Source organism: Pseudomonas sp. LBUM1678 (assembly GCF_059695575.1).
The window spans coordinates 1,982,647-1,996,758 of record NZ_CP166775.1; the positions used below are offsets into that span (position 1 = coordinate 1,982,647).

Sequence of the window (14,112 nt, forward strand, 5' to 3'; positions counted from 1 at the left end):
GCTAAATGACAGCGAGCACTTTTGTATCTATGAGGGATTGCCCGTTGCTCGATGGCAGCCGCGCTCGCTATGCTGCTGAATCCTTTAATCGATCACGGACCCGGCCGCACCTGAGCCGCCTTTGGGATGTCATTAGAAAACGGATCAGATGCGATGAATGCACCGCTGAATGAGTTCGGCCCGATCAAGGCCGTGATTTTCGATATGGACGGCTTGCTGCTGGACACCGAGGGCATTTATACCGAGGTCACGTCCATGATTGCTGCGCGCTATGGTCGAGTCTTCGACTGGAGCATCAAACAGAACATCATCGGCCGTGGCGCGGGTGATCTGGCGCGCTATGTGGTCGAGGCGCTGGAGTTGCCCATCACCGCCGAAGAGTTTCTGGTGATTCGCGAACCGCTGATGCGCGAGCGTTTTCCGCAAGCGTTGGCGATGCCCGGCGCCGAGGAACTGGTTCGGCACTTGAAAGCCAACAACATCCCGATCGCGGTCGGCACCAGTTCTTCGCGTCAGTCGTTCGGCCAGAAAACCACCTTGCACCGCGACTGGTTCGCGCTGTTCGATTTCATCGTGACGGCCGATGACCCTGAAGTGGGCGCGGCGAAACCGGCACCGGACATCTTCCTTACGGCGGCGCGGCGCCTGGGCGTTGCGCCTGAAGATTGCCTGGTGTTTGAAGACTCGCCGTTCGGTGTGACCGCGGCGAAAGCGGCGGGGATGACGGCGATTGCGATTCCCGACGCGGCGATGGCTGACGAAAAGTACGCACACGCCGATGGGATTCTTCGTACGTTGAAGGCGTTTAAGCCAAGTGCTTGTGGTTCGCCAGCCCTCGAATGGGCTTGATACAAAAAGTGTGGGAGCGAGCCTGCTCGCGAAAGCGATAGGTCAGACAACATCAATGTTGCCTGACACACCGCCTTCGCGAGCAGGCTCGCTCCCACATTTTATTTTGCGTTGACTGACCGCGTCAGGCGCCAAAACCACCGTCGATGGTCAGACTAGCACCGGTGATGTAGCCCGCCTCCGGCCCTACCAGGTACGCAACGAAGCTGGCGATTTCTTCGGCTTTGCCGTAACGGCCCACCGCCATCAGCGGGATCAGGCTTTCGGCGAAGTCACCACTGGCCGGGTTCATGTCGGTGTCGACCGGGCCGGGTTGCACGTTGTTGATGGTGATGCCACGTGGACCGAGGTCGCGGGCCAGGCCTTTGGTCAGGCCGACCAGCGCCGATTTGCTCATGGCGTACGGGCCGCCACCGGCGAAGGGCATGCGGTCGGCGTTGGTGCTGCCGATGTTGATGATGCGACCGCCTTCAGTCATGTGCTTGGCGGCGGCCTGGGTGGCGATGAACACGCTGCGCACGTTGATGGCCAATGTTTGGTCGAAGTCTTCGAGCTTGAAATCCTCCAGCGGTGCAACGGCCAGCACGCCAGCGTTGTTGACCAGGATGTCCAGGCGACCAAAGGCTTTTACGGTGGCGCTCACAGCGCTGCGAATGGCCTCGGCGTCGGCGCTGTCAGCCTTGATGGCGAGGGCTTTGCCGCCGTTGCCGGTGATGCTGTTTTGCAATTCTTCGGCTTTGGCCGTGGAGTTGACGTAGGTGAAGGCAACGGTCGCGCCTTCAGCGGCCAGGCGTTTGACAATGGCGGCGCCGATGCCGCGGGACCCGCCTTGAATCAAAGCCACTTTACCGCTGAGGTTCTGAGTAGTCATATCGATCTCCGAAGTCCCGAGGCGAATGTCTCGGTTGATGGAGCCTAGTATCGATTCAGGATTGCACGCTGTGTAGACGGTAATTGCGATAGTCTGTGTAAACCAGAAGTTTATAGTGGCGCCTATGGAAACCTTCAGCAGTATCGAATGCTTCGTGCGCAGCGCCGAGGTTGGCAGCTTTGCCGAAGCTGCGCGACGCTTGAGTCTGACCCCGGCGGCGGTGGGCAAAAGTGTTGCAAAGCTTGAGGCCCGGCTCGGTGTGCGGTTGTTCCAGCGCAGCACGCGCAGCCTGACGCTGACTGAGGCCGGTCATCTGTTTCTCGGCGAAGTCAGTTCCAGCCTGCACACGATTCAAAATGCGGTGGCCAACCTTGCCAGCGCCGAAGGCCGGCCGGCGGGAACATTGAAGGTCAGCATGGGCACGGTGTTCGGGCGTTTGTATGTCGTGCCGTTGCTTGGCGAGTTTCTGCGGCGTTTTCCGGCGATCAACCCGGACTGGCATTTCGATAACCGTCAGGTCGATCTGATTGCTCAGGGCTTTGATGCGGCGATTGGAGGGGGATTCGAACTGCCGCAAGGCGTGGTGGCGCGCAAGCTGACTCCGGCGCATCGGGTGTTGGTGGCGTCAGCCAAGTATCTGGCTGCGCGGCCTGTGATCGTCGAGCCCGATCAACTCAAGGACCACGATGGCATCCTGATCCGCTCCCCACAAACCGGCCGCGTGCGTTCCTGGCAATTGACCAGTCGCACTCAGCAACACAACCCGCTGACGCTCAAGGCGCGAATGACCATGAGCGACTCGGAGGCGGCGTGCGCGACGGCGGCCCAGGGGTTGGGCATTGCATTGGTGAGCATGCCGTTTGCTGCGGGGTATCTGGAGGCCGGGACGTTGCAACGGGTGTTGCCGGACTGGTATGTCGATGACGGCAATATTTCTATCTATTACGCGGAACACAAACTGCTGCCGGGCAAGACCCGGGCGTTTGTGGATTTCATTATTGAACAGTTTGCGGAGCGGGGGTTGGGGGCGCGGTTTAGTGCGGTTTGAGCCTGGCTTGGGACCGAGGTGCTGCCATCGCTAGCAGGCTAGCTCCCACACTGGATCTGTATCTCACACAAACTCCCTGTGGGAGCTAGCCTGCTAGCGATGGCAGCACCTCGGTCTACCGCCCAAACCGCCCCGGCCAACCGATAATCTGCTTCGGCCGCGGCGTCGCATAAGTCCGCACCTTGGAAGTCGACAACCCCAACCGCACCAGCGACTCGGCAATGGTCACCGCCGCCGTCACGCCATCCACCACTGGCACGCCAGTGCGCTGGCGAATCTGTTCATCCAGCCCGGCCATCCCGCCGCAGCCCAGGCAAATCACTTCAGCCTTGTCCTCCCGCACTGCCAGTTCCGCCTGACGAACAATTGCTTCCAGCGCCCGTTGCGGATCGGATTCCAGCTCCAGCACCGCCAGGCCGCTGGCCCGCACCGACGCGCAGCGGTCCCACAATCCGGACAGTTTCAGCCGATCCTCGATCAGCGGCACGGTGCGATCCAGCGTGGTGACCACCGAGTAGGCATGGCCAAGGAACATCGCCGTACTGGCCGCCGCATCGGTGATGTCCACCACCGGTACGTTGAGCAATTCCTGCAAACCTTCGCGGCCGTGCTCGCCATAACCGGCCTGGATAACGGCATCGAAGGGTTGGTCGTAAGCCATCACCCGGTCCATCACCGCGATGGCGGCCAGGTAGCTTTCGAAATTGCCTTCGATGGAGTCGGCGCCGAAGTGTGGCGTCAGGCCGATGATTTCCGTACCCGGAGCGGCCACTGCCTGTGCGGAACGGGCGATGGCCTGGGTGATGGATTCGGTGGTGTTGACGTTGACCACGAGAATTCGCATGAGAAGTCCTTAATGCAGGGTGGTTCTGCGGCCCGACGCTGCCGGGCCGCCAGTGGGTTAGTGGCTGACGTTGTCGACCGCGATCGCTTCACCGCTGACGTCGGCGTAATAGGGCTGCCGCTTGGCGATGATCAGATAGAGCATCCCGGCAATCCCGGCACCAATCAGCCAGGAGAAGGGCGACACGCTGTCGAAACCCGGGACCAGCGCCAGGACGATGGCGATCAACGCTGCAGGAATGAACGCCGCTACGGCGCGTAAATTGACGCCGTGGCTGTAGTAATAAGCGCCGTTGGGGTCTTCGCTGTACAACTGCGGCACGTTGACCTGGCCTTTTCGTACAAGCCAGTAGTCGACCATGATCACGCCGTACAACGGCCCGAGCAGGGCGCCGAGGCCGGACAGGAAATACACGATCACCAGCGGGCTGTTGTAGAGGTTCCACGGCAGGATCAGCACCGCAATGGTCGCGCTGATCAGCCCGGCGCGGCGGAAGGTCAGGTACTTGGGCGCCAGGTTGCTGAGCACGAAGGCCGGGGCGACGAAGTTGGCCATGATGTTCACCGCCACGGTAACGATCAGAAAGGCCAGGCAGCCAAGCACCAGGAAGAAGGTGTTGGGGATCGACGCGATGATTTCAGTCGGGCTTTCGATGATCCGGCCATTGATCTGGAACTGCGCACCGCAGAGCAGGACCGTGATGGCCGCGAACACCAGAATATTCACCGGCAGGCCCCAGAAGTTTCCGACCTTGATGGTTTTGCGGCACGGCGAGGAGCGGGCGAAGTCGCAGAAGTTGAGGATCAGCGTGCCGTAGATCGCCAGCCACAACGCACCGCCGGCAAAGATGTTGCGCCACATATCACCCCCCGTCAGCGGTTCGCGAATCGACCAGGCGATGGTCGCGTTGGCCTGGGTGTACATCCATCCGGCGAGGGCGGCGACGGTCAGCAGAATCACGGGGCCGGCGAAGGCCTCATAGCGCCGCACCATTTCCATGCCGTAGGCGAGGATGCCCAGTTGCACCAGCCAGATCGCCACGAAACACACCCAGCCGAGGCTCGACAGGCCAAGAATCGAGTTGTGGTCGTAGTCGGCGAATCCGGGGTGCACCGCCGTCAGCAACACGCGAAACACCACGGAGGCCAGGTACGTCTGAATGCCAAACCAGGCGATGGCGATAACGGCGCGGATCAATGCAGGAATCTGCGCCCCGTGGATGCCGAAACTGATCCGGCTGATGACAGGAAACGGCACGCCGGTCTTTTGCCCCATGTAGCCGGAGAGGTTCATGAAGCAATACACCAGCGCCGCGCCGATCCCCAGGGATAACAGAATCTGCCAGCCGCCCAGGCCCAGTGCATACAGCCCGATGGCGAAGGAGTAGTTGGCGATGTTGTGAACGTCATTGGTCCACAGGGCGAAAATGCTGTAGCGGCCCCAGCGTCGACCTTCGGCTTTGGTCGGCGCCAGGTCCTTGTTGTGCAGGCGAGGGCTGAGCACCACGGGTTCTTGAAAGGTTTGACCGTGAGCTGTGGGTGATAAGGAGGGCAGATCCAGCGCGATGTTGTTATTGGAGAGGCTAGTACGCATTCCGGCAGGCTCCGAGCTTGGCGTCGCGATGACTGTGCATGAGCGTGGGCTCGACAAATCTTCGTCGCGGGCAATAAGCATCATTGGTTACGGGGCATCTGCAGCCTGTACGGGATAGGGCGCTTCAGGCTTGCGGATCTAAAGTGTGTGTATGTTTTGAGTTGATTGTATACAAAACATGTATGCACTTAAGCCAGATCCATGCCAGTTCCGGGCCTATGAAAGTCAGGGCTAATTTCGGTTTGTTATCGTGGCAAGATAAGTGTTTGAATAAACGGCGATATAAATTGACCGATTGAACAGGTATTTATTTTTCGGCCGAGGTTGTGAGAAAGCGCGACTGAAGAAGTCAGGAAAGGAGGATGTAACTTTTTGGGGCGCAGAAAATAAAAGTGAACACATAAATGGCACCTATGGTGACATTCGTGTGTACACATTTTAAAAGTACGTCACAGAACCTGTGGGAGTGAGCCTGCTCGCGATAGCGGTGTAGCAGTCGACATCAATGTTGAATGTCAGTCCGTCATCGCGAGCAGGCTCGCTCCTACAGGGAGATTTCACAAGGCTGGGGGATTACGCCTTGGACTTGCTGATGATATTCCCCGCATGCAACCCGCATTCTTTCTGCGTCGCCTCTTCCCACCACCAGCGGCCTTCACGTTCATGCTGGTTCGGCAGCACCGGGCGGGTGCACGGTTCGCAACCAATGCTGATGAAGCCGCGTTCATGCAGGCTGTTGTACGGCAGCTCGAGCATGCGGATGTAACCCCAGATTTCTTCGCTGGTCATCTGCGCCAGCGGGTTGAACTTGTACAGGGTGCGTTCCGGGGTGGAGAACGCGGTGTCGATTTCCATCACTGCGACGGCGCTGCGGGTGCCCGGGCTTTGGTCCCGACGCTGGCCGGTGGCCCAGGCGGTCACGCCCGACAGCTTACGGCGCAGCGGTTCGATCTTGCGAATGCCGCAGCACTCGCCGTGGCCGTCCTTGTAGAAACTGAACAGGCCTTTTTCCTTCACGAACGGTTCAAGTTTCGTGTAGTCCGGCGACACCAGTTCGATGTCGATCTTGTAGTGCTCGCGCACCTGATCGATGAAGCGGTAGGTCTCCGGATGCAATCGGCCGGTGTCGAGGCTGAACACTTTGATGTTCTTGTTCAGCTTCCAGGCCATGTCCACCAGCACCACGTCTTCGGCGCCGCTGAAAGATATCCACAGGTCATCGCCAAACTCGGCAAACGCGAGTTTCAGGATGTCCTGGGCGGATTTGTTGGCATAGGTCGTGGCGAGTTCCACGACATCGAACGATGGGCTCATCAGGGCGGCTTCCTACAGGTCGGTGGCGCTGGGCGCTCTATATAGGGCTGATGGTAACAAAATCCTGCAGCGACTGGCGCGCCCTCTGCGTTGCGCGGGGCAGCCTGAGTCGCTAGAGTTCGGCAGTCCTTTTACTCGCTCGACTCAATAATCAATACAAATGGGAGTGTCTTGTGGAAATTGCCTGTCTGGATCTCGAAGGTGTACTGGTCCCGGAAATCTGGATCGCGTTCGCTGAAAAAACCGGTATTGAATCCCTGAGGGCGACCACCCGGGACATTCCCGACTACGACGTGCTGATGAAACAGCGCCTGCGGATTCTCGACGAACACGGCCTGAAACTCACCGACATTCAGGAAGTGATCGCCACCCTGAAGCCGCTGGACGGCGCCATCGAGTTCGTCGACTGGCTGCGTGAGCGCTTTCAGGTGGTGATTCTGTCGGACACGTTCTACGAGTTTTCCCAGCCGCTGATGCGTCAACTGGGGTTCCCGACGTTGCTGTGCCATCGCCTGATTACCGACGATTCGGGACGGGTGACGAGCTATCAACTGCGTCAGAAAGATCCGAAACGTCAGTCGGTTCTGGCGTTCAAGAGCCTTTACTACCGGGTGATTGCGGCGGGGGATTCCTACAACGACACCACGATGCTGGGTGAGGCGGATGCAGGGATTCTGTTTCATGCGCCGGATAACGTGATTCGCGAGTTTCCGCAATTTCCGGCGGTGCACAGCTTTGAGGATTTGAAGCAGGAGTTCATCAAGGCTTCGAATCGGGCGTTGAGTTTGTAGTCGATTTCAAGGACGCCTTCGCGGGCAAGCCTCGCTCCTACAAGGGCTTACGCGGTCCTGTAGGAGCGAGGCTTGCCCGCGAAGCTTTTAAAGGTTTTGCAGGGTATCGAGCAAAACCTTCACCTTGGTGATCGATTCCTGATACTCCGCCTGCCATTCCGAGTCCGCGACAATCCCGCCACCGCCCCAGCAGCACACCTGCCCATCCTTGACCAGCAAACTGCGGATCGCGATGGAGCTGTCCATCTCGCCGCGCACGTCCAGGTACAGCAACGAACCGCAGTACAACCCACGCCGGGTCGGCTCCAGCTCATCAATAATCTGCATGGCACGAATCTTCGGTGCACCGGTAATCGATCCTCCCGGAAAACTGCCGGCGATCAGGTCCAGGGCGTCCCGGTCATCCGCCAGTTCGCCGGTCACGCTGCTCACCAGGTGATGCACGTTCGGATAGCTTTCCAGACTGAACAACTCCGGCACCCGCACCGAGCCGATGCGGCAGGTGCGGCCGAGGTCGTTGCGCAGCAGGTCGACGATCATCAAGTTTTCCGCGCGATCCTTGGGGCTGGCCAGCAGTTCGGCGGCGTTCGCGGCGTCTTCGGTTGCGGTCAGGCCGCGCGGGCGGGTGCCTTTGATCGGGCGGGTTTCCACGTGACGTTCGCTGACTTTGACGAAGCGCTCAGGCGACAGGCTCAACACAGCGCCGCCGCCGGGCAGGCTCTGAAAGCCGGAAAACGGTGTCGGACACGCGGCCCGCAGCGCGACATACGCAGCCCACGGATCACCTTGGCACTCAGCCCGGAAGCGTTGGGCGAAGTTGACCTGATAGCAATCGCCAGCCTGGATGTATTGCTGAATGCGTTCCAGGGCATGGCGATATTCATCGGTGCTCAGGTCGGCTTTCATCGGCGCTTTCAGTTTGAACGGCTCGATCGGTGCAGCCGCAGCCTGACTGAACAAGGTGATCAGCCGTTGGCGCTCGCTGTCGATCAGCGTCGGGTGGAACACCAGTTGACTGGTTGCCAAGTAGTGATCGCTGATCAATGCCCAGTCGTACAACCCGAAACGCGCGTCGGGCAGTTGCAGGTCGTCCTGCGCCTGGCTCGGCAGCTGTTCCAGATGCCGGCCGAAGTCATAACTCAGGTAACCGATCAGGCCTCCGGCGAAGGGCAATTCATAGGGAACGGCCGCTTCGCCGAGTCGCGTCAGGTTGTCGCGAAGGCGTTGCAGGAAATGCAGGCCGCTCTCGTCCGGCAACACCGCCAACTGCTCCAGCGGCCAGGCGCTGAGCAGGTCATAACGCCCGCGATCAGCGGTTGGCCGGCCACTGTCGAGCAGCACGGCGCCGGGGGCATGACGAATCGCCGCGAAGTACTCGTCGGGGTTGGCGCGATAGGGCAGCGGGTGTACGGAACAGGTCAACATGGGCGGGGCAGATCAGCCATCGAGGCGGGGGGGCGATTGTAGTCCTCTGCAGGATTTGCTCCTAGAGGGGATGTCGGGAACTGACCGATTAGCAGCGGCAATACGAAACCTGTGGCGAGGGAGCTTGCTCCCGTTGGGTTGCGAAGCAGCCCCAAAACCAGCAACTGCGGTGTATCAGGTGTGCCGAGTGCCATGGTTTTACGACTGCTTCGCAGCCGAGCGGGAGCAAGCTCCCTCGCCACAAAAGATCAACCCTCAACCGCAGGAATATGCCCAAACATCTCCTGAACAAACTCCACTCGCTCCTGAACCGTTTCAACAATCCCGCGCGCTTTCAACTCTTCCAGCCGCGCTTCAACCGCATGGGTGCGCAGCGTCAGGCCGCAATCATTGGCAATTTGGATATTCAACCCGGGCCGGGCGTTGAGCTCAAGAATCAGCGGGCCCTTTTCCTGGTCGAGCACCATGTCGACACCGATGTAACCCAGCCCGCACAGCTCGTAGCAGCCGGCAGCGAGTTTCATGAAGCCGTCCCAGTAGGGCAGTTGCACGCCGTCCACCGCGTTGGTGGTGTCGGGGTGTTTGGTGATGATGTTGTTCAGCCAGGTGCCGCGCAGGGTCTGACCGGTTGCGAGGTCGACGCCGACGCCGATGGCGCCTTGGTGCAGGTTGGCCTTGCCGCCGGACTGGCGCGTCGGCAAGCGCAGCATGGCCATCACCGGGTAGCCCATCAGCACGATGATGCGGATGTCCGGCACGCCTTCGTAGCTGATGCTTTTGAAGATCTGGTCCGGGATCACCCGGTATTCGATCAGGGCGCGGTCGCGGTGACCGCCCAGAGAGTACAGGCCGGTGAGGATGCTCGAGATATGGTGCTCGAGTTCCTCATGGCCGATGATCTTGCCGGACACCGTGCGATAGCGGCCCTCGAAACGGTCGGCAACCACAATGATGCCGTCGCCGCCCGCGCCCTGGGCCGGTTTGATCACGAAGTCGTTGCGCCCACCGATGATCTTGTCGAGGTTATCGATTTCCTTCTCGGTGGAGATCACGCCGTACAGCTCCGGCACGTGAATGCCGGCCTTGATCGCACGCTCCTTGGTGATGATCTTGTCATCGACAATCGGGTACAGGCTGCGCTTGTTGTACTTGAGCACGTAGTCCGCGTTACGCCGATTGATCCCCATGATGCCCCGGGCTTCCAGGGCCTTCCAGGTCTTCCAGAAGCCGAACATCAGGCGTCAGCCTTCTTCAGGAAAGCCTTGAAACGCACCAGTTCGGTCAGGCGGTAACCGCGATAACGACCCATCGCCAGCATGAAGCCCACCAGGATCAGCAGGATTGCCGGGAAGGTGAACACGAAGTACACCAGCTCCGGAACGCTCATGATCAGGTGCGCCAGGGAGGCGGCGAACAGCGTACCGATCGCCACTTTCATGGCATGCCCGGAACCGCGTTCTTCCCAGGTAATCGACAGGCGTTCGATTGTCATGGTCAGAATCACCATCGGGAACAGCGCCACCGACAACCCGCGTTCCAGCCCGAGTTTATGGCTGAACAGGCTGATCGCCGCGATCAGCACCACCACAAAGGTCAGCACCACTGACAGCCTCGGCAGCATTTGCAACTTCAAGTGTTCAAGGTAGGAGCGCAGCGAAAGCCCCAGCGCCGTGATGACCGTAAACAGCACGATCCCGAAGCCGAGCTGGGTTTCGCGGAAGGCGAGGGCGATCAGCACCGGGGTAAAGGTGCCGAGGGTCTGCAAGCCGATCAGGTTGCGCAGGATCAGGATCACCAGCACGCCGATCGGGATCATCACCATAATCATGAAGGTCTGCTGGGTTTGCAGCGGCAAACCGTACAGCGAGTATTCGAGGAAGTTGGCGTCGGTGTTTTCGTCGGTCAGCTTGGCCAGGCGAATGGCGTTCATTTCGCTGTTGTTCAGGCTGAACGTCACGTTGGCTTTCTTGCCGCCATCGACGGTGATCAGGTTTTCGTCACCGGTCCACCACAGCAGGCGGTCGGTCGGCAGGCCTTGCTCACCGGTTTCCGGGTTGAAGTACAGCCAGTCAGCGCCATTGAAGCTGCGCAGCCAGAGTTCCGGTGTTTGCGGCTGGTCGGCCACCAGACGAATGGTGTGGACCTTTTCCACCGGTACGTGGGCGATGGACAGCACCAGCTCGACGATTTTCGCTTTGTGTCCGGGGGACGGATCGCCGCCCAGCAACAGCTTCACGTTGTCGTCGTTGAGATTGTTGACACGCTTGATGGCTTCGCCGATGAAGGTTTCGACGTCGGCCGAGTGTTGGCGGATTGGCGCGAGCAGGGCTTCGGCGGCGACTTTTTCTGCGCCTTCGACGGCGATGCTGTCGCGGAAGGTCGGGCCTTTGACCTTGGATTTTTCGCCGGTGTAGCGCTTGGTCAGCACCAGACGGTAATAAAGGGTTTGATTGCCCTTGGCCCGGCGTGCCGACCAGGTCACCTTGCGGTTGCCGTCGACGCGGTTCACGGCCACGCCGTAGTTATTGGAAATGAAGCTCTCGTTGAGGCTGACGTAATCGCGGCTCAGCGGCGGCACGAACATCTGGATCTTGACCGGGTCTTTGGCACTGGTGACGAACTCGACCTTGGCGTCGATGTTCCACAAGTCGTCGGTGGCGTCCTCGGTCACGGGAATGCCGAGCACGAAAATCTGATAGGCCGTAACTGAAATGCCCAGGACCACCAGGATGGCGATCAGCATTTTCAGATGGAGGGTAAGAGCGCGCATTGGAATTACTCTGCGGTATGTGCGTCGGTGGCGCAGGCGGGTTTGCCAGCAGCGTATTTAAGACTGGGGTCGACCAGCGCGTCGAAGCGTTTCAACGCTTCGGAGCCGATCAAGAGCGGATATTGGAAGGCACTTCGGTCAGTCAAGTTCACTTCGATGCTGCGTAAAGCCGAACCCATGCAGATATCCAGCTCGATCACCGGACGGGCGGTGTACTTCTTGCCTTCATCCGGGTCGTAGTCGCCGGCCCGACGCTTGATCTTGCTGACGCGGGCCAGTGGTCGCTCGATGGGATGCGAATGCGCGGTGTCGATGGCCAGATAGAAGCGCACCCAGGACTCGCCATTGCGTTTGAAACGTTTGATATCGCGGGCACTCAAGGACGCTGTTTTCGCCCCGGTGTCGAGTTTTGCGGCGACTTCCAGGTCGATGCCGTCCAGGGAGGCGTATTCGTTGAGGCCATACACGGTCTTTTCACCCGCCGCGGCGAAACCGGGCAGGCAAAGAAGATAAAGGAAGGTGGGGAAGGGCTTGAGTCTCATAAATCCTGGTGCGCAGCGGTCCGTACGTCGATTCAAGGCCCTGGCATCGCTGCGCAAGCTCCCTCGTATGCCTATCAACTATTTATGACAAGCCATGCAGATGTCACAAACAAATGCGGGCGGCATTCTAGCACGGTGGGTTTATGGCGCCAGCGGTGACGGGGGGCTATAAACAGTGGGGCCGCTTTGTTGTAGTGCAGTCGGTTATTAGACGATTGTCGACACTCTCTATTTATTCTTTGACTGTTGCGCCTGTTTTCGCTAGTTTTTGCGGCATTGGCTTTCAAGGTGTCGACAATATGCTGGATCAACTCGATCCCCCGGTGGTTACGCAAGACGATTCGGAGACGCTGTCCGAAAACGTCTTCCGCCGTATTCAGGCGGCCATCGTCAAAGGCGAGATCGCCCCGGGCAGCAAGATCTCCGAGCCGGAACTGGCCCGCACGTATGGCATCAGCCGCGGACCGCTGCGCGAGGCGATCCATCGTCTGGAAGGCCAGCGCCTGCTGGTTCGTGTGCCGCACGTCGGAGCGCGGGTGGTTTCGCTGAGCCACGCCGAGCTGCTGGAGCTCTACGAGATTCGCGAATCCCTCGAAGGCATGGCTTGCCGCCTGGCGGCCGAGCGCATGACCCTCGAAGAAATCGATGAACTGCGCCGGGTCCTCGAAACCCACGAGCGCGACGAGGCGTTTCAGGCCGGCAGAGGCTATTACCAGCAGGAAGGCGATTTCGATTTCCACTACCGGATCATCCAGGGCAGCGGCAACCGCACCCTGACGCAAATGCTTTGCGGCGAGCTGTATCAGCTGGTGCGCATGTACCGCATCCAGTTTTCCACCACGCCCAATCGTCCGCACCAGGCCTTTGCCGAGCACCACCGAATTCTCGACGCCATCGCCGACCGTGACGGTGAGCTAGCCGAGTTGTTGATGCGCCGCCACATCGGCGCCTCCAAACGCAATATCGCCCGTCATTACCAGGACGGCGCTAACCAGACAGCCACTGAACGAGGTGAGTCATGAGTTCCAACAAGAGCACTCCAGGCCAGCGTTTCCGCGATGCGGTCGCCAGCGAACATCCGCTGCAAGTGGTCGGCGCGATCAACGCCAACCACGCGCTGCTGGCCAAGCGCGCCGGTTTCAAGGCTATTTACCTGTCGGGTGGCGGGGTGGCTGCCGGCTCCCTCGGCGTGCCGGACCTGGGCATCACCGGCCTGGATGACGTGTTGACCGACGTTCGTCGCATTACCGACGTGTGCGACCTGCCGCTGCTGGTGGACGTGGACACCGGTTTCGGTTCCTCGGCGTTCAACGTCGCGCGCACCGTCAAGTCGATGATCAAGTTCGGCGCGGCGGCGATTCACATCGAAGACCAGGTCGGCGCCAAACGCTGCGGTCACCGCCCTAATAAAGAAATCGTGTCGCTGCAGGAAATGGTCGACCGCATCAAGGCTGCAGTCGATGCGCGCACCGATGACAGCTTCGTGATCATGGCCCGCACCGATGCGCTGGCGGTGGAAGGTCTGGAATCTGCCCTGGATCGCGCCGCGGCGTGCATCGAGGCCGGCGCCGACATGATCTTCCCGGAAGCCATCACCGAACTGGACATGTACAAGCTGTTCGCCAACCGCGTGAAAGCGCCGATCCTGGCCAACATCACCGAATTCGGCGCGACCCCGCTGTACACCACCGAGCAACTTGCCGCTGCCGACGTGTCGCTGGTCCTATACCCATTGTCCGCGTTCCGCGCGATGAACAAGGCGGCGGAAAACGTCTACACCGCGATCCGCCGCGACGGCACCCAGCAGAACGTCATCGATACCATGCAAACCCGCATGGAGCTCTACGACCGCATCGACTACCACACCTTCGAGCAGAAGCTCGATGCGTTGTTCGCGTCCAAGAAGTAACGACGACGAACCTTTGTAGATGGATGCATTGATGTAGCAGCTGCCGAGCCTGCGAGGCTGCGTTCGAGGCCGCAGGACTCGCAAAACCAAGCGGTTCGGTGTTTCACACCGCGTAGGCAGGTTTTACGACTGCTGCGCAGCCGAACGCAGCCTCGC

The 14,112-nt window shown here is 59.9% G+C and carries 13 protein-coding genes; 5 read left to right on the top strand and 8 right to left on the bottom strand.

Annotated elements, in window-relative coordinates; genetic code table 11:
• The first annotated feature begins 153 nt into the window (after positions 1–153).
• Positions 154–849, top strand: coding sequence for an HAD-IA family hydrolase (locus ACA070_RS09040; RefSeq protein ID WP_497450843.1), 696 nt, complete (start codon positions 154–156; stop codon positions 847–849).
• 124 nt (positions 850–973) lie between these two features.
• Here the strand turns inward: ACA070_RS09040 and ACA070_RS09045 are convergent, their stop codons facing one another.
• Positions 974–1,720 carry a 3-oxoacyl-ACP reductase family protein gene (locus tag ACA070_RS09045; protein ID WP_497450844.1) on the bottom strand — a complete coding sequence of 249 codons (747 nt, stop codon included), beginning with the start codon at positions 1,718–1,720 and terminating at the stop codon, positions 974–976.
• A 124-nt stretch (positions 1,721–1,844) separates the two neighbouring features.
• On the opposite strand from ACA070_RS09045, the gene ACA070_RS09050 reads away from it, so the two are divergent.
• Positions 1,845–2,768: a LysR family transcriptional regulator gene (locus ACA070_RS09050; RefSeq protein WP_497450845.1), complete on the top strand. Its 924-nt coding sequence runs from the start codon at positions 1,845–1,847 to the stop codon at positions 2,766–2,768.
• Between the two features lie 115 nt (positions 2,769–2,883).
• On the opposite strand, the gene ACA070_RS09055 is transcribed toward ACA070_RS09050, so the two are convergent.
• The 3 genes from ACA070_RS09055 to ACA070_RS09065 form a co-directional block, all read right to left on the bottom strand.
• Positions 2,884–3,612 (bottom strand): aspartate/glutamate racemase family protein, encoded by a 729-nt coding sequence (locus tag ACA070_RS09055; protein ID WP_497450846.1) that lies wholly within the window; start codon positions 3,610–3,612, stop codon positions 2,884–2,886.
• 57 nt (positions 3,613–3,669) lie between these two features.
• A complete protein-coding gene (locus ACA070_RS09060) occupies positions 3,670–5,205 on the bottom strand; it encodes an NCS1 family nucleobase:cation symporter-1 (protein ID WP_497450847.1) in 1,536 nt (511 codons plus the stop codon).
• Between the two features lie 573 nt (positions 5,206–5,778).
• Positions 5,779–6,519 carry a phosphoadenylyl-sulfate reductase gene (locus ACA070_RS09065; protein ID WP_497450848.1) on the bottom strand — a complete coding sequence of 247 codons (741 nt, stop codon included), beginning with the start codon at positions 6,517–6,519 and terminating at the stop codon, positions 5,779–5,781.
• Between the two features lie 173 nt (positions 6,520–6,692).
• On the opposite strand from ACA070_RS09065, the gene thrH reads away from it, so the two are divergent.
• The gene (gene thrH / locus ACA070_RS09070) at positions 6,693–7,310 is read left to right on the top strand and encodes a bifunctional phosphoserine phosphatase/homoserine phosphotransferase ThrH (protein ID WP_497450849.1); all 618 of its coding nucleotides are present in this window, start codon (positions 6,693–6,695) and stop codon (positions 7,308–7,310) included.
• Positions 7,311–7,397: 87 nt separating this feature from the next.
• On the opposite strand, the gene pabB is transcribed toward thrH, so the two are convergent.
• From pabB to rloA, 4 genes are all read right to left on the bottom strand, one after another.
• On the bottom strand, positions 7,398–8,735 hold the full coding sequence (gene pabB, locus ACA070_RS09075) for an aminodeoxychorismate synthase component I (protein ID WP_497450850.1): 1,338 nt from the start codon (positions 8,733–8,735) through the stop codon (positions 7,398–7,400).
• Between the two features lie 248 nt (positions 8,736–8,983).
• On the bottom strand, positions 8,984–9,970 hold the full coding sequence (locus tag ACA070_RS09080) for an alpha-L-glutamate ligase-like protein (protein ID WP_497450851.1): 987 nt from the start codon (positions 9,968–9,970) through the stop codon (positions 8,984–8,986).
• Positions 9,970–11,505 (bottom strand): osmotic stress tolerance membrane protein RloB, encoded by a 1,536-nt coding sequence (gene rloB / locus ACA070_RS09085; protein ID WP_497450852.1) that lies wholly within the window; start codon positions 11,503–11,505, stop codon positions 9,970–9,972. The genes ACA070_RS09080 and rloB overlap by 1 nt, the downstream gene beginning before the upstream one ends.
• Before the next feature lie 5 nt (positions 11,506–11,510).
• Positions 11,511–12,047 carry a retropepsin-like aspartic peptidase RloA gene (rloA, locus tag ACA070_RS09090; RefSeq protein WP_131062986.1) on the bottom strand — a complete coding sequence of 179 codons (537 nt, stop codon included), beginning with the start codon at positions 12,045–12,047 and terminating at the stop codon, positions 11,511–11,513.
• A 299-nt stretch (positions 12,048–12,346) separates the two neighbouring features.
• Here rloA and ACA070_RS09095 point away from each other — a divergent pair, with 299 nt between their 5' ends.
• Both ACA070_RS09095 and prpB read left to right on the top strand, forming a co-directional pair.
• The gene (locus tag ACA070_RS09095) at positions 12,347–13,069 is read left to right on the top strand and encodes a GntR family transcriptional regulator (protein WP_461980472.1); all 723 of its coding nucleotides are present in this window, start codon (positions 12,347–12,349) and stop codon (positions 13,067–13,069) included.
• The gene (gene prpB / locus ACA070_RS09100) at positions 13,066–13,956 is read left to right on the top strand and encodes a methylisocitrate lyase (RefSeq protein WP_403100757.1); all 891 of its coding nucleotides are present in this window, start codon (positions 13,066–13,068) and stop codon (positions 13,954–13,956) included. Before ACA070_RS09095 ends, prpB begins: the two co-directional genes overlap by 4 nt.
• Positions 13,957–14,112: the final 156 nt, after the last annotated feature.

What these genes read in the sequence shown, in the direction of transcription:
- ACA070_RS09045 (WP_497450844.1), bottom strand. Translation starts at nt 1,720, where the DNA reads ATGACTACTCAGAACCTCAGCGGTAAAGTGGCTTTGATTCAAGGCGGG.
- ACA070_RS09095 (WP_461980472.1), top strand. Translation starts at nt 12,347, where the DNA reads ATGCTGGATCAACTCGATCCCCCGGTGGTTACGCAAGACGATTCGGAG.
- prpB (WP_403100757.1), top strand. Translation starts at nt 13,066, where the DNA reads ATGAGTTCCAACAAGAGCACTCCAGGCCAGCGTTTCCGCGATGCGGTC.
- rloA (WP_131062986.1), bottom strand. Translation starts at nt 12,047, where the DNA reads ATGAGACTCAAGCCCTTCCCCACCTTCCTTTATCTTCTTTGCCTGCCC.
- ACA070_RS09050 (WP_497450845.1), top strand. Translation starts at nt 1,845, where the DNA reads ATGGAAACCTTCAGCAGTATCGAATGCTTCGTGCGCAGCGCCGAGGTT.
- ACA070_RS09055 (WP_497450846.1), bottom strand. Translation starts at nt 3,612, where the DNA reads ATGCGAATTCTCGTGGTCAACGTCAACACCACCGAATCCATCACCCAG.
- ACA070_RS09060 (WP_497450847.1), bottom strand. Translation starts at nt 5,205, where the DNA reads ATGCGTACTAGCCTCTCCAATAACAACATCGCGCTGGATCTGCCCTCC.
- pabB (WP_497450850.1), bottom strand. Translation starts at nt 8,735, where the DNA reads ATGTTGACCTGTTCCGTACACCCGCTGCCCTATCGCGCCAACCCCGAC.
- ACA070_RS09080 (WP_497450851.1), bottom strand. Translation starts at nt 9,970, where the DNA reads ATGTTCGGCTTCTGGAAGACCTGGAAGGCCCTGGAAGCCCGGGGCATC.
- ACA070_RS09040 (WP_497450843.1), top strand. Translation starts at nt 154, where the DNA reads ATGAATGCACCGCTGAATGAGTTCGGCCCGATCAAGGCCGTGATTTTC.
- ACA070_RS09065 (WP_497450848.1), bottom strand. Translation starts at nt 6,519, where the DNA reads ATGAGCCCATCGTTCGATGTCGTGGAACTCGCCACGACCTATGCCAAC.
- rloB (WP_497450852.1), bottom strand. Translation starts at nt 11,505, where the DNA reads ATGCGCGCTCTTACCCTCCATCTGAAAATGCTGATCGCCATCCTGGTG.